Consider the following 19098-nt stretch of genomic DNA (forward strand, 5'->3'; position numbering starts at 1 on the left):
CGAGGTCAGCCCTCGTCAACCGTAACACCCAGCTCGGCCGCCAGCCCCTCCAGCGCGGCAATCGTCGCGTCGTAGCTGTTCCCGGCCTTCGGGAACCGCGCCTTGCGGCTGCGATACCAGCGCAGCCATTTCGCCAGCTCGTCCAGGGGATAGGTGGCCGACCAGATCTCGCCGGTCAGGGTGAAGGTGGTGTCGTCATGCGTTGCTTTCATGGCGGCGTTTTGCGGCGGAGCGCGGTCGGCTGCAAGGGGTGCCAGGAGAACGCGCGGGACCAAACCCAGACCAAAACTAAACCGATCAGTTCAGAACCGGGACCGAACCGGGAATGAACGCGGAACACCCCGCCCACGTCGCCCCGCCTCGCGCGGGGCTTTTTCATGGAGAAACGACATGATCCCAGCAGGGTTCAAGGGCCGCGCCACGCGGCTCACCGATATCGACGTGGCGCGCACTGTGCGGCTGATCGGCGCTGGCGAGGATGAAATCCGCGCCGTGATCGAGGTCGAGACCTCGGGCGGAGGCTTCGACGGCCAGGGCCGGCCGAAGATGCTCTTCGAGCCACATGTGTTCTGGCGCGAACTGGGGCCGGGGCAGAAGCGCGCCACGGCCGAGGCTTCGGGCCTGGCCTATCAGCGGTGGGGCACGAAGCCTTATCCAAAGGACAGCTACCCGCGCCTGGCGCTGGCCATGAAGGTCGACACCAATGCGGCGCTCCGCTCGGCCAGCTGGGGCCTGGGCCAGATCCTCGGCGGCAATCACAAGGCTGCGGGCTTTGCGACGCCCGGCGACATGGTCGAGGCATTCTGCCACAGCGAGGTCGCCCACCTCGAGGCGATGATCAGCTTCATCATCTCCGAGGGCCTGGACGATGAACTGCGCCGGCATGATTGGTCGGCATTCGCCCGCGGCTACAACGGCCCGGGATATGCGACCCATGGCTATCACACCAAGCTCGCCGCAGCGTTCAAGAAATGGCAGGGGACCCCCGACACGCTGGCGCCGGCCTGTCCGAAGATCGGCCTTGGCAGCCGCGGGGACGCGGTGCGCCACGCCCAGCAGCGCCTGACCGCGCTCGGCTTCGATCCGCGCGGGGTGGACGGGATCTTCGGCGCCAACACCCGCACCGCCACCATCGCTTTCCAGAAATCCTCCGGCCTCAAGCAGGACGGCATCATCGGGCCCGAGACCTGGCCCGCCCTTCTCAAGGAGAACTGATTCATGACCCTCTTCTACCTGTTCTGCCTCGCCGTCATCGCCTTCGCGGTCTGGGCCGTCGGCTGGGGCATGCCGCCCCGGGCGAGGATATTCTTCGGGATGCTCCTGGCCGCCCTGCTGTTCGTCAGGGCTGCCCACGCCGGTGTGCTGGATGTCCTCACTACCGCGGCCGCGCCGCATCTCATGGAACTGATCGGTCTCGCGATCACCGCCATCATCGGCTGGGGCGTGAGGCAGGCCAGCAAACGATGGGGCATCGAGGTCGAGGCGAAGCACCGCGAGGCGCTCCATTGGGCCCTTTTCACCGGCGCCCAGCTTGCGCTTGAGCGCAGGCTGACCGGGAAGGCAGCCCTCGACCTTATCCTTGCCTATGCTCGCAGAAGCGTCCCCGATGCGATCATCAATCTGCAGCCGACGCCCGAGGTGCTGACCGATCTCGCCAAGGCCAAGCTGGAGCAGGTCGCGGCCGAGAAGGTCAAGGAGGCGAGCAGCGCTGCCGTCGACAAGCTGGCCGATGCCTTGCGCCGAGCGGGCGCCGCCTGACCGTGCCGATCCTAATCCTCATGGTGGTGGCAGCAATGGCCGCCGCCGCGGTGATCACCATGCAGGCTGCTGGCCTTTGGATTGACCGCCGCACCGCATAGCGCTTACGCCCCCGTCCCGGTTCGCCCGGGGCGGGGGCTTTTTTTGCGTTTCAGGCACCTGATCATGCACGCTACCATCGTAGGACTGACGATTCGGAGGCCGCCCCCTTTGTGCAACCAGTATGTCCCGCCCGAGAGCTATGACGAATTCCGCCGGGTATATGACTATGAGGTCGAGAACCTGACCGGCAACGAACCGTGGTTCGATGAGGCGTTCCCGGATCGGACGTTGCCTATCGTGCGCAAGGGTGGGGCCGGGCTTCAGTTGGTCAAGGCGCGCTGGGGCATGCCGTCGCCGCCGCGATACCTGAGCAAGTCCGGACGCGACGCCGGTGTGACCAACATCCGCAACGTGGGCAGCCCCCATTGGCGCCGCTGGCTCGGCACCGAACATCGGTGTCTTGTCCCGGTCAAGCGGTTCGCCGAACCGGGCCCGGACGGACGCCCAGTCTGGTTCGAAAGCGCCGACGGCCGTCCCATGATGTTCGCCGGGATCTGCGTTGATGGATGGGTCAGCATCCGCAAGGTCCGCGACGGTGAGACCGAGGATGACCTGTTCGGTTTCCTCACCACCGAGCCGAATGCCGAGGTCGGGGCAGTCCATCCCAAGGCCATGCCGGTGATCCTGCGCACGCGCGAGGAATGGGACGCATGGCTCAACCTGCCTTGGGACGAGGTTCGCCATATGCAGCGGCCGCTGCCGGACGGTGCGCTGCGGATTGTGGCTTAACCCCGCTCAAAGAACCCCGGATGCGGCCGGTTGATCCCGAACTGGATCGTCCCGGGGCCGAAGCGCTGGTTGATGAAGTCCGCCGCGGCCGAAGCGCGCTCGCCCTGCGTCCGCTCGGCTGGTGCCACCGGCAGCAGCAGGTCGCCCGTGCGTGCGGTCAGATAGTCCACCTCGCTCAGGTGCACGCCGATGCTCAGCAGTTGCCTGCCGCGGATTTCGGGCCACGCTCGGCGCCAGAGCGCCCGGTTCATACGCAGGAACTCCAGCGTGTCCTGCGTCGGGGCGCAGCGCATAGACCGCGCCCATGGATAGCGACCGAGCGGGGACAGGTGCAGGCTGAACATGCCGGCCACGCGACCATCGCGCCGCAGCCGCGCCGAGGCTTTCTCCAGCAGCCAGCGCGACACCAGATAGGCCTCGGCCGGCGCCCGGAACTCCGGGGCCAAGACCTTGCTGTTGCCGAACCCGCCGCGCTGCGTCTTGACCAGCGGGATCGGCTCGCCTTGGAGCGCCCGGACGAAGCGCTCGCCCTCGACGCTGCGCCAGATGGCGCGGGCGTGGCGCGGATCGAGGCGGCAAAGCGACACGACGTCCCGCACGCCGGCCCGCTCTAGCCGGGCGCGCATCGAGCGCGAGATGCCCGGCAGATCGTCCAGGGTGAGGTGCGCGATGCGGTCGGGCATGTTGTCCCGGCCGAGGTGCTGGCAGCCGTTCGGTTTCTCAAGCTTCCCGGCGATTTTGGCCAGCAGGTGATTCGGCCCGATCCCGGCCGAGAACCGCAGGCATTCGCCGACCTCGGCCGCCACCGCGGCCTTGAGCCGCGCGACCAGTGCGCGGGCCCCATCCAATTCGGTGGCATCACCTGATAGAACGATCTGGAATTCGTCCACCGAGCGGATGCGCTCCAGCTCGGCATAACGGTCCAGCACCGCCGCGACACGCAGGTTGAACCGGACGTAGAGCCTGTGGCGCGAGGGCAAGAACACGATGCCAGGGCACAGCCGCCGCGCATCAGGCACGCTGGTGCCCGTCTTTACGCCGTGAGCCTTGGCCTCATAGCTGGCCGCGACGCAGCACCCCTTCTCGTTCTCCATGGCGGTGATCGCCACCGGCCGACCGCGAATCGCGGGGTTCAGCTGCTGCTCGACGCTCGCGAAGAAGCTGTTCATGTCGATGTATAGCGTGCGGAACGGTCCCATTCCTCAAGATCCTGCGGATGTTCATCGGGCCATTAATGTTCTATTTATGTTCTCATCTGGCAAGAGGACGAAATGGACAGGAAACAGCAGCTCAGCAACGTGTCATTCGGGGGCGCTTGGTCGGAGCAGATCGCCGACGACGAGGCGCTGGCGCTGGCCGTGGCGCGCCTTGATGGCGCCGTCATCGACACCATGGCCGTGGATCTGCGCGGTGATCCCGAACTGGAGGAGGCGCTCGCGCGCGCCGCCGCGTCGCATCCGAAGGGGGTGATGCTGGTCAAGGCTTGGGGCAGGGCGCTTGCAATGCCCAACCCCGACCTCCGCTCGGCCGAACTGAAACGGATTGCAACCGCGCTGCGGGTGGGTATTGGCGCCCGACTGCCAGCGCACGACAAGGGGGAATGACGATGGGTTTAAGACCATTGAACTGCAGACTTATGGCCTACGGCGCAACGCCTGAACAGCTGATCGCCGATGAGATCGGTATCGTTATTCCGGGAAGCGAGGTTAAGGGGATCCGCCATTTCGGCCTGGACCGCTGGATGGTCGATGTGCGTAAGACACGGCATGAGAAACCTGTGACAGTGTGGGTGAAAACGAGCGTCGTGGACGACACATTTCTTCAGATCCAGCTTGTCGACCAGCCGTCGCTTGCCGGGCTTTGAATTATTGATCTCAAGGGAAAGCCCCGCAGAGGTCGGGGCTTTGCGCTTGCGGATCGTGGTGTTGCCCCCTCCTAAAGGCATCTCCGGTGATGCGGGGCGGCGCGGTGTTTTCGTGGGACAGCGGGCGCCCTAACCGATTGAAAACTCCTGTCCCGCTCTCGTGGGTCAATGGGTCAACTTGTGATAATAATATCAATGGGTTCCATTAATTATTGGACGCCCTCCGGGCCTACCACGAACTTTGCAGAACGTTGAAGCATGACATATAATCGAGCCGTGGAACAGTATCCGCACTCGTGTGGGTCACTTCCCCGTTCCCGGGATATCTTTTCCAGCCTGTCGACCACATGCACGGCAAGTAGGGCGCGCTCCGCTTCTTTGATGTAGATACGGGTTTCCAAGCGTCCCATTTCGTGACCAAGCAGCACGTCTATCTCTCCGCTCGTCGCCCCTCTGGCCGTCAGAATGGACGATAGCCCCTTTCGCACCCTATGGAGGCTGCAGCCCTTGAGTCCGGCTGCAACGACCCAATCCTGAAACTTGTTCCCTAGCAGGCTGCTGAAAAAGGATCTTGAGAGGGCGACGCAGCGGAAATCGTTCTGGATCCAGCTAATATCGGCCCGAAAATGGGATGTTTTCGGCAAATTTGAGGCGGATTTCCCGGTTCCCCGCCCGCGCTGTCCTGTCGCAAGGACTTTTTCAGCAGCCTGCTAGGCCCGCGACAGTGAACGGGGCGCCATAGCCGTTGAGGATAGCCCTCGTTCGTTTCGTGGCACCCGGAACATGAGTGCCGGAAACCACCGCCCTTGGCCGCAACCTCTGCAACATCGTCTATGGTTGGCCATGCCACCGGCACCGCCTCCGTCTGCGCTGCATCCCAGGCAGCGGCCTGACTATCGGTGAGCGTTCCGGCCATGATCGCATGACGCATCTTCCCGCCGGTCAGAGGCTCCGCCCGCGCGGCGTCTGGCGCTTGTGTCGTATCTACGGGAGACAAAACAGGTTGTGTCTCAAGATCGAGGGTTTTCATCGCAGGGTGCGCGTCAATGCGGCCGCCACTGGTTTGCGGTGGGCGGCACAGGCTAGACACGTCGACGTCTCCTTATAATGGCGACAACGTCATTCAGAGAGCCCGGCGTAACACCTTCAACGGCACGCTTCGCGCCGCCTACCGGCACAACAACAATACCGCCATGCGCACTTGGTCCGCCTGGGTCCCTATCCAGACGAGGAACAACGGCACCACCCCGCAGCGCCCAGTCGATCCTCTGCTGGCCGAGCAGTATTTCGACACAACGCTGGATCTGGTTATCGTCTGGAACGATACTGCTTGGACTGATTCTTCTGGTAGCTCTGTCTGAAACTGGACCAGGCGCGAGGCAGCCATGTTTCTCGTTATTGGCGATATAGAAAAATATATGCTGCCGTATGATTTTAATAAAAAGAAGGTAAAATATATATATGGCGCATTAATGCGAACGATCTGGAATGGGCTGGGCCCCTGGCGTGGGGGGATGAGGATGAGGAAATCAATGGTGATGATCTCCTGATCCAAAGATGTGAGCAAGGGCTTTTGATCTCACCGATATCAGTCAGCCCCGATGCGTATGAATATGCCGTGTTGTGGCTGGTTTGGGGTGGTGACTGGAGCATGGGCAGTATCGACGGTCTGTCCTACCCGCTCCGCTGACCCGCTTCGACGGGGTTTTGCGACCAATGGGGGCGTGATGCCGAGGCGCTATTCGTGCCTCTCGACAATAATACCGGCAAGCGCGTCTTCTGCGAGGGTAATCACCGACCTCAATCTTGCGCTCAGCCCCTGCTCTGCGTAGACGACACCACCAGCGTTTATATAACGCATGGACAGTATGTCTCCCTCGCAAAACGACCAATTGCCAACGTTGTCCAAGTTCACCGCCTTTAGGATCGTCTTATCGTTTCTGCATGTAATGGATACTCTTGCGTCGGCGAGCACTGTGGATCGCCTGGTAAGGCGTATGCGAATCCCAGAACTATCCCCATTCCTGCATATAGCGACAATAGATCTAGCAACGCCATATCCATCCATACGAATGCGAACGGGCATTTCTGCTAGCGGGATTTTCATTATGGAGTTTTCAAAGATTGTTGACCATCTCAATCTAACCAAATCAATGTTGCCGTTTGCTAGCTTTGGTTGAGCGGAAAGAGGAATCCTGGCTTCTGGAAGGAATTTTTCAACTGCTCTTCCAATCTCTCCGCATACATCATCATCACGACGATAATGCACGGGATCCGCATAATAGGACGACGGGACACCTCCTAAACGGCGACGAAATTCATATGATGCATCTACGACGGTCAATCCGTATTGTTTAAACAAATCTAGAGCGTCAAAGTAATACCCAGGCATTACGTCGGATAATTCTTCCTTACGCGGGACAAGCATCAGCGGAAGGACCTTAAAACGCTTACGTCTCGCCAGTATCAGGAAGTGCTCAAGATTTCTCAGGATGGTTTCTGTGGTGTAAAGCATCCTGCTGTGAACAATTTCATTGAGACCATATTCCCATATGATCGTATCACCACTCTTCGGTCCATCGTCCAGCAGGCAGCGGAAGATGCCGCAGAGGGTGGTGTTCGCCCCCACAGACAGGTTGCGCGCGCCGGGGAGTTTCGCCGCCCAGCCATCCCTGAAAAGCGAGTTCGATCCGCCAACGATGAATAGCGCCATGCCGCGACCTCCGTCCCCATCGCCCACATAGCATAGGATTTGCTGAAGAAAAGCTCAGTCGCACTACTCCGCAGGCCAACATATATCACCTGACGCCTGCGTTGCATGATGGCCTCGAAGAAATCGAGAGGCCATCATGTGCACCGCCCCGGACGTTCCTGAACCGATGCAATACCAGGCCAGCAAGGCGCCGGTGTTCAACATCGCGTCGCGGCCCCGTTCGAAGTCTGGCCGGCAGGGCACAATCCTGACTAACGCCGCGGGCCAGAGCTACAGTGGGTTCCGGCATTTGTTTGACCCCTCGGGGCCTACCCTTTTTTTTTACTTTCTCCTTCGTCCTGAAATCGCCCTGTCCATCGACAGGGCGGCCGCCCGTCATCCCCCGCCTGCGCCCAGCCGTTTCAGACGCCGCGCCGGTCCAGGAAGCCTGCCAGCACATCGGACAGGCGCTCGGCCCAAAGCTGCTGGCCCGCCGCATCGGCGATCAGGTCGTTCCTGACCTCGATCAGCACGTTCGGGCGGCCATGCGCCAGCGCATGGCGGTCGATGGAATCGCCGTCGAGATGGCCGGAATAGGGCTCGTTCTCGCCGGTGATCCAGCCCAGGTCGCGGCATTCGCGCACCAGCGCCGGGCCGAGCCGCTTGTCGCGATGCGAATAAAGCACCCCCACCGCCCAGGGCCGGCGCGGCCGGCCGCGCAATTGCCGGGTAAAGCTGTGGATCGCGCAGATCGCCCGGCGCGGATGCTTTGCCGCCAGCCGGGCATAGGCCGCGTGATAGGGGCGGTAGAGCCGCTCGAGCCGCCTTTCGCGCTCGGCCACGTCGATATGGCGGTTGGCGGGAATCACCGTGCCGTCATAGATGCGCATCACCAGCGTCGGGTCGTCCTCGCCCCGGTTCGGGTCGATCACCAGCCGCGAGAAATCCGACAGGATCGCCGGCGCGTCCAGCCGCTCGGCCAGCGCGCGCGTCAGCCCCGCCGCGCCCACGTCATAGGCGATGTGGCGCGCCATGTCCTCGGGCGCGATGCCCAGCTCGCCGCCGCCGATCCAGCCCGGCACGCGGTTCGTCGCATGGTCGCAGGTGATGAGCCAGCGCGAGGGCCGGTCCTCTCCGATCGTTGAATAGGGCTGTGCCGTCATCCGTCCGTCGCCTTTCCGCTGCAAGGTTTAGGCAATCGCCGGACCAAGCACCAGTTGCCGCAAGCGCTCCGATAGGCCATAACAGCGGCGACGATAGCGCAAACATGCACGGAGAGACGGATGAGACGGCATCGCAAGGTCAAGATCGTGGCAACCCTGGGCCCCGCATCCAGCGATTTCGCCACCATCCGAGCCCTTTTCGAGGCCGGCGCGGACGTGTTTCGCCTGAACATGAGCCACGGCACGCATGAGGAACAGCGCGCCCGCTATGACATCATCCGCCGGGTCGAGGCCGAATCAGGCCGCCCCATCGCCGTGCTGGCCGACCTGCAAGGGCCCAAGCTGCGCGTCGGCACCTTCGCCGACGGCCCGCACGACCTGGCCGACGGGCAGGCCTTCCGCTTCGATCTGGACCCCGCGCCGGGCGATGCCAGCCGCGTCCAATTGCCGCATCCCGAGATCTTTGCCGCGCTGGAGCCCGGCGCCGAGCTTCTGGTCAACGACGGCAAGATCCGCCTGCGGGTCGAGGCCTGCGGCGCCGATTTCGCCGATTGCACGGTGACGGCGGGGGGCGCGATCTCGAACCGCAAGGGCGTGAACGTGCCCGACGTGGTGCTGCCGCTGGCGGCGCTGTCGGACAAGGACCGCGACGACCTGGAATTCGCCTGCGCGATGGGCGTGGACTGGCTGGCGCTGAGCTTCGTGCAGCGCCCCGAGGACGTGATCGAGGCGCGCGAGCTGACCAAGGGCCGCGCCGCCATCCTGTCCAAGATCGAAAAGCCCGCCGCCGTGCGCGCGTTTTCCGAGATCCTCAAGGTCTCGGACGGGATCATGGTGGCGCGGGGCGACCTGGGGGTCGAACTGCCGGTCCATTCCGTGCCGCCGATCCAGAAGCGGCTGGTGCGCGCCTGCCGCTCGGCGGCAAAGCCGGTGATCGTCGCCACGCAGATGCTGGAATCGATGATCGAAAGCCCGATGCCGACCCGCGCCGAGGTCTCGGACGTGGCCACCGCCATCTACGAGGGCGCCGATGCGGTGATGCTCTCGGCCGAAAGCGCCGCCGGGGCCTATCCGGTCGAGGCGGTCGCGACCATGGACAACGTCGCCCGCTCGGTCGAAAGCGATCCGACCTATCGCGACATCATCGAAAGCTCGCGCAGCGCCAAGCGCCAGACCGTGGCCGATGCCATCGTCGCCGCGGCGCGCGAGATCGCCGAGACCACCGACATCTCCTGCATCTGCGCCTTCACCCAGTCGGGCACCACCGCCAGCCTGACCGCGCGCGAGCGGCCGCGGGTGCCGATCGTCGCCATGTCCTCGGAACAGGACACGCTGCGCCGGCTGTGCCTGACCTGGGGCACGCATTGTGTGCAGACCCCCTCGCTCGAGCGCTTCAAGCAGGCGGTGGTCAATGCGGCCAAGGCGGCGCGGGATTTCGGCTTTGCCGACGAGACGAACCAGATCGTCGTCATGGCCGGCGTGCCCTTCAACGTGCCCGGCACCACCAACATCCTGCGCATCGCGCCATGCGACGAGCGCTTGATCTATCGTACCGATCCAGAATAAGGCGCGGGTTCAAAGAGATCCGCAACGGAAAGGTAATCCGATGATCGACATCCTGCTGCTGGCCGGCGTGGCGCTTTGCGTTCTTTCGGTCCTCATGGCCATCGTGTCGGTGGCCCGCACGCAGGCCCCCCGCGGTGCCGCCATCCTGCTGGTGCTGGGCCTTGCGATGCTTCTGGCCGGGGGGTGGCTGGACCAGCGGCCCTTCGGCGTGCAGTCCCTGCAGGAAAGCTGGCAGCGGCTGGTGAACGGGCAGGTGACGACGGGCACCGATCCGGTGACCGCCCCCGCGCCCGAGGCCCCGGCCGAGGCGCCGCCGGCGGAAACCCCGGCCGCCGATGCGCCCGCGACCCCGGCGGTTGAGGCCCCCGCTGCCGAGACCCCTGCGGTCGAAGCGCCCGAAGCGGATACGCCCGAGGCTGCGGCCCCTGCGGCGGAAGAACCCGCCACCGCAGAGCCTGCTGCCGAAGAGCCTGCTGCTGAAGCCCCCGCCGCCGATGCGGCCGCCGACGCCGCCGCCCCGGATGCGGGCGAAGGCGAGGCACAGGTTCCGGCCCAGGGCCAATAACCCTTGCCAATCCGCGCGTGCCCGCTTATAGCGCACGCTTCCACCCGCGCGGCCGGCCGATGGCATTGCCGAGTCGCGTGTTCACTCTGACCGCAAGGAGAGTAAAATGCCGAAGATGAAGACGAAAGCGGCCGCCAAGAAGCGGTTCTCGATGACGGCCTCGGGCAAGGTCAAGGCCGGCCCGGCCGGCAAGCGCCACGGCATGATCAAGCGCTCGACGAAATTCATCCGCGATGTGACCGGGACCATGATCCTGTCCGATGCGGACGCGAAGATCGTCAAGAAATACATGCCCTACAACCGCTAAGGAGAACCGGACATGGCACGAGTCAAATCGGGTAAGATCACCCACGCCCGCCACAAGAAGGTTCTGGACGCGGCGAAAGGCTATTACGGCAACCGTTCGCGGAACTTCCGCACCGCGACCCAGGCCGTGGACAAGGCCAACCAGTATGCGACCCGCGACCGCAAGACCCGCAAGCGCAACTTCCGCGCGCTGTGGATCCAGCGCATCAACGCCGCCGTCCGCGCCGTCGATGCCGAGATGACCTATTCGCGCTTCATCGCCGCGCTGGCGAAAGCGGGCATCGAGGTGGACCGCAAGGTTCTGGCCGACCTGGCCGTCCACGAGCCCGAGGCCTTTGCGGCCGTCGTCGCGCAGGCGAAAGCCGCCGCCTGAGTCGGGGCGAGAGGATGAAACGGATGAAACCCGCGCTGCTTCCGGCGCGGGTTTTTTCGTGGCCGGACCATGGGGGGCGAGGGGGGCTTTGCCCCCACGCCGGGCCGGCCCCTCGATGGGGCCGGCCCGGCGTTCCCCCAGGATATTTGGGCACGAAAGAAGCTGGGGGTCGTGACCTTTTCGGCGGAGGCCGGCGCTGATGTCCCCGGATCTGTCTTCCCCGCGCTATCCCGTTCGCGTGCCCTTGCAGCGCAAGCCGATCGGGGTGATCGCCAGCGCCCTGGCCGCGCGGCGCAACGTGCTGGAGCTGATCCCCGAGATCGCCACCCGCCAGCCCATGGTTTCCGGGCGGACGGGCGCGCGCTGGCACATGGTCATGGACCCCGAGGCATTGCGCCGCGTGCTGAAGGACCGGGTCGAGGATTATCCGAAATCGCTGGTCACCCGGCTGATCCTGGAGCCCGCCATCGGCAATTCGCTGTTCGTGGCCGAGGGCGCGCATTGGCGCTGGCAGCGCCTGGCCGCGGCACCCGCCTTTTCCCAGCGCCATGTCGAGGCGCTGGCCCCGGTGATGACCGCCGCCGCCGAGGCCTGCGCGCGCCGGCTGGCGGCGGCGTCGGGGCGGGTCGAGATCTTTTCCGAGACCGCCGCCGCGACCTTCGAGGTGATCTCGGACGTGACCTTTTCCGGCGACGAGGGGTTCGACCGCGACGCGGTGCATCGGGCGATCGACGCCTATATTGCCGGCGCGGCCCGGGTTTCGGTATTCGACGTTCTGGGCCTGCCCGGCTGGATTCCGCGACCGGGGCGGTTGTTCTCGGGCAATGACCTGCGGCGGATGAAGCGCCTGGCCGACCAGGCGATCCGGCTGCGCGCCCGGTCCGGCCCGCATCCGGTGCCGGACCTGCTGGACCTGTTGCGGGCAGGGGTGGACCCCGAGACCCGGCGCCGCATGAGCACGCCCGAGCTGCGCGACAACCTGCTGACCTTCATCGTCGCGGGGCACGAGACCACGGCGCTGGCCCTTGCCTGGGCGCTTTACCTGCTGGCCTTCGACGCCGATGTCCAGCACCGCGCCGCCATCGAGGCGGTCGCGGTGCTGGGCGGTCGCGCCGCGACCGCCGCCGACCTGCCGCGCCTGACCTATATCCGCCAGGTGGTCGAGGAGGCGCTGCGGCTTTATCCCCCCGCCGCCTTCCTGTCGCGCACCGCGCGCACGGCCGACGTCCTGGGCGGGCGCGAGGTGCGGCGGGGCGACACGGTCATGCTGCCGATCTATGCGCTGCATCGCCACCGCCTGCTTTGGGATGATCCCGACCGTTTCGACCCCGAGCGCTTCGCGCCCGGCGTGACCCGCGACCGCTATGCCTTCCTGCCCTTTGGCGCCGGTCCCCGGATCTGCATCGGCGCCAGCTTCGCCATGCAGGAGGCGGTGATCATCCTGGCCACGCTGGTCGCCCGCTTCCGCTTTGCGCTGACCGAGCGCCAGCCGCAGCCGCGCATGATCCTGACCCTGCGGCCGCATGGCGGGCTTTGGCTGCAGGTCGCGGAACGCTCTTGAAAGCCCGCGCGGGCCGGGCCAAAGTCGCGCCATGATCACCATCTATCACAAGCCGACCTGCTCGACCTCGCGCAAGGTCCTGCAGATGATCCGCGACGCCGGGCATGAGCCCGAGATCGTCGACTATGCCCGCGCGGGCTGGAGTCGCGGCCAGCTTCTGGGCCTGTTCGCCGCTGCCGACGTGACGCCGCGCCAGGCCTTGCGCGTCAAGGGCACCGATGCCGAGGCCCGCGGCCTGCTGGACGCCGGCGACGCCGATATCCTGGCCGCCATGGTCGAGAACCCGCTGCTGGTCGAGCGTCCCTTCGTCTGCGGCCCCGGCGGGGTGCGGCTGTGCCGCCCGGCCGAGCGGGTGGCGGAAACCTTCGCCCGCTGAGGCTTTTCCCTGCGGCGTCCGCGTGCTAATCGGCGCGGGCAAACCGCAAGGAAAGCCTGCCCATGTCCGACCAGTCCGACCTGACCACCCTTCGCCAGTCCTATCTCGACCGCATCTCGACCGCCGCCGACAGCGACGCGCTGGAGCAGGTGCGCCTGGCCGCCCTTGGCAAGAAGGGCGAGATCAGCGGCATGATGAAGGAGCTGGGCCGGATGACGCCCGAGGAGCGCCAGACCACCGGCGCCGCCCTGAACCGCCTGAAGGACGAGATCGACGCCGCCCTGCGCGCCCGCAAGCAGGGGCTGGAGGATGCGGCGCTGGATGCGCGGCTGAAGCAGGAATGGCTGGACGTGACCCTGCCCGGACGGCCGCGTCCGCAGGGCACCATCCACCCGATCAGCCAGGTGACCGAGGAGGTCACGGCGATCTTTGCCGACATGGGCTTCCGCGTGGCCGAGGGTCCGCAGATCGAAAGCGACTGGTTCAACTTCGACGCGCTGAACATCCCGCCCGAGCATCCCGCCCGGCAGGAGCATGACACTTTCTTCATGGCGCGCTCTGCCGACGACCCGCGCCCGCCGCATGTGCTGCGCACCCATACCTCGCCGGTGCAGATCCGCGCCATGCAGGCGACCGGCGCGCCGATCCGGGTGATCTGCCCCGGCCGCGTCTATCGCATGGACATGGACCAGACCCATACGCCGATGTTCCACCAGGTCGAGGGGCTGGCGCTGGGCAAGGACATCTCGATGGCGAACCTGAAATGGACGCTGGAGGAGTTCTGCCGCGCCTTCTTCGAGGTGGACGAGGTCGAGCTGCGCTTCCGCGCCTCGCATTTCCCCTTTACCGAGCCTTCGGCCGAGGTGGACATCCGCTGTTCCTGGGAAGGCGGCAAGCTGGCCATCGGCCAGGGGGAAAGCTGGCTCGAGATCCTGGGCTCGGGCATGGTGCATCCCAAGGTGCTGGCGGCCGGCGGCATCGACCCCGAGGAATGGCAGGGCTTCGCCTTCGGCATGGGCATCGACCGCATCGCCATGCTGAAATACGGCATTCCCGACTTGCGGGCCTTCTTTGAAAGCGATCTGCGCTGGCTGCGGCATTACGGGTTCGCGGCGGGGGATGTGCCGAGCGTGAGCGGTGGGCTGTCGCGGTGAACGATCATGCCGGAGGGGATTATATAAGCGCGGCGATTTCGCGGCTTTCCACCTATCTTGCGGCCTTGATTGCTGCGATGGTGGTGCTGTTCAGGGATTACAGCATCAACTTCTCCGCCAAGGCAGAGTCCGATGTCGCGGCGTTGCGGATTTTTGCGGAATTCGGCTATCCGTTCCTGCTGTTTCTGGTCGGATTTGCCACCTTCATGGTGTCCTTTGCGCTGGTCCTGGCCTTCCACGCCGACCATGCCTCGGGCAGTCTCGATCAGCAGGCGGCCCTTGTGTCGCGCCGCCACTGGGAAAAGAAGATCAAGTCCCTATTTGCCGTCGGAGCAAACCTGGTATTCTTTGTAATGGTAGTCGGCGCTGCCGTCTTCCTGTTGCTGGTTCCCGGCCTTTTCAGGATTGAAACGGTCTGGATCAACCTGTTCGTCCTGTTCTTCGTCTGCGTGGCCCTGCTGGTTTTCGAAGTCGTTACCGATGGCGTGATCGAGGGGCTGCTGAGGCGCGCGCAGGCATTCGTTAAACGGCTGCCGGAAACACTTCGGCGCAGGCAATAGGCGTTCTATCCGAACGCCGACCCCAACCGCCGCCGCATTTCGTCCTTGTCGTCCTGGATCATGCCGGGGATCAGGAACAGGTCGATCAGCGCCCACAAACACACCAGCCCGACCAGCGGCCAGCCGATCAGCACCGGCGTCAACAGCCAGCCAAGACCCCAGAGCAGCAGCATGACGACGCCGCTGGCCCAGCGGCCCAGATACATGCGATGCGCGCCGAAACCCCAAAGCAGGATCGCCAGCAGGTAAGCCACCAGCGGCGATTTCGCGTCATTCGCGACCCTCTGTTCGATCAGCAGTTCCCTTTGCGTGTCCATCGGTTCCGTCCATGTTAATGCAATTCACATATAGGCCGGATGGGCGTCGCAACAAGGGCGGGCCGATGTGCGGGATGCTTGCCCATCTCGCGGTGAGCCCCGCCGGATGCCGGGCCTTCGCATCCGGGTGGCACCACCCTACCAATCCGCCGCGCCATGCGCTAAGGGACGCGCAAACGTGACGGAGCCGCGCTCATGAAATTCACCCTCTCCTGGCTCAAGGAGCATCTCGACACCACCGCCAGCCTCGATGAGATCACCGAGGCGCTGACCGACCTTGGCCTCGAGGTCGAGGGCGTGGCCGATCCGGCGGCGAAGCTGGGGGCCTTTACCCTGGCCAAGGTGCTTCATGCCGAGCAGCATCCCGATGCCGACCGGCTGCGGGTCTGCCGCGTCATGACCGACGAGGGCGAGAAGCGGATCGTCTGCGGCGCCCCCAACGCCCGCGCCGGCATTACCGTGGTGCTGGCCAAGCCCGGCGACTACGTCCCCGGCATCGACGTGACCCTGGGCGTCGGCAAGATCCGCGGCGTCGAGAGCCATGGCATGATGGCCTCGGAACGCGAGCTGGAACTGTCGGAGGAGCATGACGGCATCATCGAACTGCCCTCGGGCGAGGTGGGCGACAGGTTCGTCGACTGGCTGGCCGCGAACCGTCCCGAGGCGGTCGATCCGGTGATCGAGATCAAGATCACCCCGAACCGCCCCGACGCGCTGGGCGTCCATGGCATCGCCCGCGACCTTGCCGCGCGCGGGCTGGGCCGGCTGAAGCCGGTCAGGGACGTGACCGTGCCGGGCAGCTTCGCCTCGCCCATCAAGGTTACGATCACGCCCGAGATGGCGGAAAAGGCGCCGTTCTTCAGCGGCCGGCTGATCCGCGGGGTCAGGAACGGGCCGTCGCCGGACTGGCTGCAAAAGCGGCTGACCGCCATCGGGCTGCGGCCGATCAATACGCTGGTGGACATCACCAATTTCTTCACCTTCGACCTGAACCGGCCGCTGCATGTCTTCGACGCCGACAAGGTGCGGGGCGACCTGACCGTGCGCGCCTCGGCCGAGGGCGAGGAATTGCTGGCGCTGGACGGCAAGACCTATGCCTTCGCCCCCGGCACCATGATCATCGCCGATGAGGCCGGCCCGGAAAGCATCGCCGGCATCATGGGCGGCGAGGAGACCGGCTGTTCCGAGGAAACGGTGAACGTCTTCCTGGAAAGCGCCTATTGGGATCCCATCGCCATCGCCACGGCGGGGCGGGCGCTGAAGATCAGCTCCGACGCCCGCTATCGCTTCGAACGTGGCGCGGACCCGGCCTTTACCCGGCCGGGGTTGGAGCTGGCGACGCAGATGATCCTGGAGCTGTGCGGCGGCGAGGCTTCCGAGGTGGTGACGGCGGGCGCGGTTCCCGACACGACTCGCAGCTACCTTCTGGAGCCGGCGCGGGTCAGCAGCCTGGTCGGCATGGACATCCCCGAGGCCGAGCAGCGCGCGACGCTGGCCGCGCTGGGTTTCCGGCTGGAGGGCGACCGGGCTTTCGTGCCCAGCTGGCGCCCCGACGTGCAGGGCAGCGCCGACCTGGTCGAGGAGGTGGCGCGCATCGCCAGCCTGACCAAGCTGCAGGGCCAGCCGCTGCCGCGCCCGCAGGCGGGCGTGCCGCAGCCGGTGCTGACCCCCCTGCAGCGCCGCGAACAGGCGGCGCGGCGCATGGCGGCCGCGCTGGGCTACAACGAATGCGTGACCTACAGCTTCATCGACCATAAGGCCGCGGCGCTGTTCGGCGGTGGTTCCGACGCGGTCAGGATCGAGAACCCGATCAGCAGCGAGATGACGCATATGCGCCCCGACCTGCTGCCGGGCCTGCTGGCGGCGGCGGCGCGCAACCAGGCGCGCGGCTTTGCCGACCTGGCGCTGTTCGAATGCGGCCCGGTCTTTTCGGGCGGCGAGCCGGGCGAGCAGGATCTGCACCTGTCGGGCATCCTGGTCGGGGCGAACGCGGCGCGCGACCCCTATGCCTCGCGGCGCAAGGTGGACATCTATGACGCCAAGGCCGATGCCGAGGCGGTGTTGCAGGCCATCGGCGCCCCCGCGAAAGCCCAGATCAACCGCAAGCTGGACGGCTGGTGGCATCCCGGCCGGGCGGGGAACATCGCGCTGGGGCCGAATACGCTGGCCACCTTCGGCGAGATCCACCCCCGCGTGCTGCGCCATTTCGGCATCAAGGGCGCGGCGGTCGGCTTTACCCTGCGCATCGCCGCCGTGCCGCTGCCCAAGGTCAGGACGCCCTCGCGCCCGGCGCTGGTGCTGTCGGACCTGCAGGCGGTCGAGCGCGACTTCGCCTTCGTGGTGGATGGCGGCGTCGAGGCGCTGGCGCTGGTCAATGCCGCGGCGGGCGCGGACAAGGCGCTGATCGAGCGGGTAACGGTCTTTGACCAGTTTACCGGGCTGGAAGGCGGCAAGAAGTCCATCGCCATCACCGCGCGGCTGCAGCCGCGGGAAAAGACCCTGACCGATGCCGAGATCGAGGCGGTCAGCGCCAAGATCGTCGAAAAGGTCGGCAAGGCCACCGGCGGCGTGCTGCGCAGCTAGGGCGGGCCATGGGGCCGGGGTCCGCGCCCCGGCCTGATGCCCCGGTTCAGTCGGTGAAATAGCCCAGCGTCTCGAAATCGCGGGCGTAATGGTCGCGCACCCGGATCCGGTCCACCTGGTCCCAGGCGATCTCCAGCGGGTCGGGGCGCAGGTCATGGGTCAGGCTTTCGGGCGGGGCGACGCCCAGCCATTCCGCCATGCGGGCAACCGGGGCCTGCAAGCCGTCCTCGAAGCGAAAGGTCTCGACCTCGCTGCCCAGGAACTCCCATTGCGGGCGCAGGTGGTTGTCCAGGCAGAAGGGTTCGCGCTTCTGGCGGTTCAGCCAGTCCTCGAGCCAGAGCGAGAAGACGGGCAACCCCTTGAAGAAGTTCTCTTTCGCCAGATGCGCCCGCATCCGGTATTCGCTGGCAACCCGGTCGTAGGGGTTGCGCACCACCGTCAGCGCATGGTCGAAATACCCCTCGCCCAGAAGCGCGCGGATGTCCTGCATGCGCAGGTGCTGCGGCGTGCATTTCATCGCCGCGGGAATGCCCTGGCTGAACAGGCGCAGCGGCGCGACGCCCTGCATCCAGTTCTCGATCGACGTGCCGCCGGTCTTGGGGATGTGGATGAAAAGGATACGTTTTCCGTTATACTCGATAAAAGGCATGCAACCATCCGGGAAAGTTTCCCGGACGGTCCATGAATTGCGCATCGGATGCAAGCCCTGCCGCGATGCCGGTCAGGCGGCGCCGACCTCGATGCCGCGCTGCACGGCGGGGCGGGCAAGGAAGCGGTCCAGATAGGCCCGCACATTGGCGAACCCGTCCATGCCGGTTTCGACCTCGGCCTCGTAGTTCACGCGCACCGTGCGCAGCCAGGGGCCGGTGGCCATGTCGGCGATGGAATATTCGCCGGTGATCCAGTCCCGTCCCTGAAGCTGCTTGTCCAGCACGCCCAGCAACCGCCGCGCCTCGTTGTAATAGCGGGTGCGCGGGCGGGGATCCTCGATCTCGCTGCCCTTGTAGCGGTGGAAATAGCCGACCTGGCCGAACATCGGCCCGACCCCGCCCATCTGCCACATCAGCCACTGGATCGTGTGATAGCGCGCAGCCCCCGAGGCGGGCAGGAATTTCCCGGTCTTGTCGCCCAGATAGATCAGCATGGCGCCGGTCTCGAACAACCCGATGGGCTGGTCGTCCGGCCCGTTCGGGTCGATCATCGCCGGGATCTTGTTGTTGGGGTTCAGCGACAGGAATTCCGGGGTGAACTGGTCCTCGGGGTCGCCGATGCTGATGCGGTGGGCGTCATAGTCCAGCCCGCATTCCTCCAGCATGACCGAGGTCTTGATGCCGTTCGGGGTGTTCAGCGTGTAAAGCTGGATCACGTCGGGACGCCGGGGCGGCCAGCGGCGGGTGATCGGAAATTCGGAAAGTGCCGTCATGTCGTT

At 65.5% G+C, this 19098-nt stretch carries 22 protein-coding genes; 15 read left to right on the plus strand and 7 right to left on the minus strand.

Annotated features, from left to right (window positions below; all coding sequences use genetic code 11):
• Positions 1-5 precede the first annotated feature (5 nt).
• The gene (locus KF941_RS01235; RefSeq protein ID WP_214272370.1) at positions 6-212 is read right to left on the minus strand and encodes a hypothetical protein; all 207 of its coding nucleotides are present in this window, start codon (positions 210-212) and stop codon (positions 6-8) included.
• 178 nt (positions 213-390) lie between these two features.
• On the opposite strand from KF941_RS01235, the gene KF941_RS01240 reads away from it, so the two are divergent.
• The 3 genes from KF941_RS01240 to KF941_RS01250 all read left to right on the plus strand — a co-directional run bounded on the left by KF941_RS01240 (position 391) and on the right by KF941_RS01250 (position 2589).
• On the plus strand, positions 391-1215 hold the full coding sequence (locus KF941_RS01240; RefSeq protein ID WP_214272371.1) for an N-acetylmuramidase domain-containing protein: 825 nt from the start codon (positions 391-393) through the stop codon (positions 1213-1215).
• A 3-nt stretch (positions 1216-1218) separates the two neighbouring features.
• Positions 1219-1758: a hypothetical protein gene (locus KF941_RS01245; protein WP_240540184.1), complete on the plus strand. Its 540-nt coding sequence runs from the start codon at positions 1219-1221 to the stop codon at positions 1756-1758.
• Between the two features lie 210 nt (positions 1759-1968).
• Positions 1969-2589 (plus strand): SOS response-associated peptidase family protein, encoded by a 621-nt coding sequence (locus KF941_RS01250; RefSeq protein ID WP_240540185.1) that lies wholly within the window; start codon positions 1969-1971, stop codon positions 2587-2589.
• Here the strand turns inward: KF941_RS01250 and KF941_RS01255 are convergent.
• Positions 2586-3788, minus strand: coding sequence for a UMUC-like DNA-repair protein (locus KF941_RS01255; protein WP_214272372.1), 1203 nt, complete (start codon positions 3786-3788; stop codon positions 2586-2588). The two genes, KF941_RS01250 and KF941_RS01255, sit on opposite strands and share 4 nt — an antisense overlap.
• Before the next feature lie 72 nt (positions 3789-3860).
• On the opposite strand from KF941_RS01255, the gene KF941_RS01260 reads away from it, so the two are divergent.
• The 3 genes from KF941_RS01260 to KF941_RS01270 all read left to right on the plus strand — a co-directional run bounded on the left by KF941_RS01260 (position 3861) and on the right by KF941_RS01270 (position 5814).
• A complete protein-coding gene (locus KF941_RS01260; RefSeq protein ID WP_116222087.1) occupies positions 3861-4193 on the plus strand; it encodes a hypothetical protein in 333 nt (110 codons plus the stop codon).
• 32 nt (positions 4194-4225) lie between these two features.
• Positions 4226-4453: a hypothetical protein gene (locus KF941_RS01265; RefSeq protein ID WP_116222088.1), complete on the plus strand. Its 228-nt coding sequence runs from the start codon at positions 4226-4228 to the stop codon at positions 4451-4453.
• Between the two features lie 1046 nt (positions 4454-5499).
• Positions 5500-5814, plus strand: a complete 315-nt coding sequence (locus KF941_RS01270) for a hypothetical protein (RefSeq protein WP_214272373.1) — start codon at positions 5500-5502, stop codon at positions 5812-5814.
• 377 nt (positions 5815-6191) lie between these two features.
• Here KF941_RS01270 and KF941_RS01275 read toward each other — a convergent pair whose 3' ends face one another.
• Both KF941_RS01275 and KF941_RS01280 read right to left on the minus strand, forming a co-directional pair.
• Entirely contained in the window at positions 6192-7166 is a 975-nt protein-coding gene (locus KF941_RS01275; RefSeq protein ID WP_214272374.1) for a hypothetical protein, read from the minus strand.
• Between the two features lie 401 nt (positions 7167-7567).
• A complete protein-coding gene (locus KF941_RS01280; RefSeq protein ID WP_214272375.1) occupies positions 7568-8308 on the minus strand; it encodes an N-formylglutamate amidohydrolase in 741 nt (246 codons plus the stop codon).
• A gap of 120 nt (positions 8309-8428) precedes the next feature.
• On the opposite strand from KF941_RS01280, the gene pyk reads away from it, so the two are divergent.
• The 8 genes from pyk (at position 8429) to KF941_RS01320 (ending at position 14769) form a co-directional block, all read left to right on the plus strand.
• Entirely contained in the window at positions 8429-9874 is a 1446-nt protein-coding gene (gene pyk, locus KF941_RS01285; RefSeq protein WP_036752328.1) for a pyruvate kinase, read from the plus strand.
• Positions 9875-9914: 40 nt separating this feature from the next.
• The gene (locus KF941_RS01290; protein ID WP_240540186.1) at positions 9915-10439 is read left to right on the plus strand and encodes a hypothetical protein; all 525 of its coding nucleotides are present in this window, start codon (positions 9915-9917) and stop codon (positions 10437-10439) included.
• Between the two features lie 106 nt (positions 10440-10545).
• Entirely contained in the window at positions 10546-10746 is a 201-nt protein-coding gene (gene rpmI / locus KF941_RS01295; protein WP_017998717.1) for a 50S ribosomal protein L35, read from the plus strand.
• 12 nt (positions 10747-10758) lie between these two features.
• Complete coding sequence (gene rplT / locus KF941_RS01300) at positions 10759-11118, plus strand: 50S ribosomal protein L20 (protein ID WP_011748559.1); 360 nt, start codon at positions 10759-10761, stop codon at positions 11116-11118.
• Between the two features lie 199 nt (positions 11119-11317).
• Positions 11318-12679, plus strand: a complete 1362-nt coding sequence (locus KF941_RS01305; RefSeq protein WP_036752322.1) for a cytochrome P450 — start codon at positions 11318-11320, stop codon at positions 12677-12679.
• 31 nt (positions 12680-12710) lie between these two features.
• On the plus strand, positions 12711-13055 hold the full coding sequence (locus KF941_RS01310) for an arsenate reductase family protein (protein WP_114536472.1): 345 nt from the start codon (positions 12711-12713) through the stop codon (positions 13053-13055).
• A gap of 80 nt (positions 13056-13135) precedes the next feature.
• Entirely contained in the window at positions 13136-14209 is a 1074-nt protein-coding gene (gene pheS, locus KF941_RS01315; RefSeq protein WP_166435557.1) for a phenylalanine--tRNA ligase subunit alpha, read from the plus strand.
• Positions 14206-14769 carry a hypothetical protein gene (locus KF941_RS01320; protein WP_072461639.1) on the plus strand — a complete coding sequence of 188 codons (564 nt, stop codon included), beginning with the start codon at positions 14206-14208 and terminating at the stop codon, positions 14767-14769. Before pheS ends, KF941_RS01320 begins: the two co-directional genes overlap by 4 nt.
• Positions 14770-14774: 5 nt before the next feature.
• Here the strand turns inward: KF941_RS01320 and KF941_RS01325 are convergent, their stop codons facing one another.
• Positions 14775-15086 (minus strand): TM2 domain-containing protein, encoded by a 312-nt coding sequence (locus KF941_RS01325; protein WP_072461638.1) that lies wholly within the window; start codon positions 15084-15086, stop codon positions 14775-14777.
• A 195-nt stretch (positions 15087-15281) separates the two neighbouring features.
• Here KF941_RS01325 and pheT point away from each other — a divergent pair, with 195 nt between their 5' ends.
• Entirely contained in the window at positions 15282-17669 is a 2388-nt protein-coding gene (gene pheT, locus KF941_RS01330; RefSeq protein ID WP_214272376.1) for a phenylalanine--tRNA ligase subunit beta, read from the plus strand.
• Positions 17670-17715: 46 nt separating this feature from the next.
• Here pheT and KF941_RS01335 read toward each other — a convergent pair whose 3' ends face one another.
• Both KF941_RS01335 and KF941_RS01340 read right to left on the minus strand, forming a co-directional pair.
• The gene (locus tag KF941_RS01335) at positions 17716-18318 is read right to left on the minus strand and encodes a sulfotransferase family 2 domain-containing protein (protein WP_166435537.1); all 603 of its coding nucleotides are present in this window, start codon (positions 18316-18318) and stop codon (positions 17716-17718) included.
• Between the two features lie 72 nt (positions 18319-18390).
• The gene (locus KF941_RS01340; protein WP_072461636.1) at positions 18391-19092 is read right to left on the minus strand and encodes a glutathione S-transferase C-terminal domain-containing protein; all 702 of its coding nucleotides are present in this window, start codon (positions 19090-19092) and stop codon (positions 18391-18393) included.
• Positions 19093-19098 lie beyond the last annotated feature (6 nt).

It is taken from the genome of Paracoccus sp. pheM1 (genome assembly GCF_018499825.1).
In the GTDB taxonomy this organism is placed as follows: domain Bacteria; phylum Pseudomonadota; class Alphaproteobacteria; order Rhodobacterales; family Rhodobacteraceae; genus Paracoccus; species Paracoccus versutus.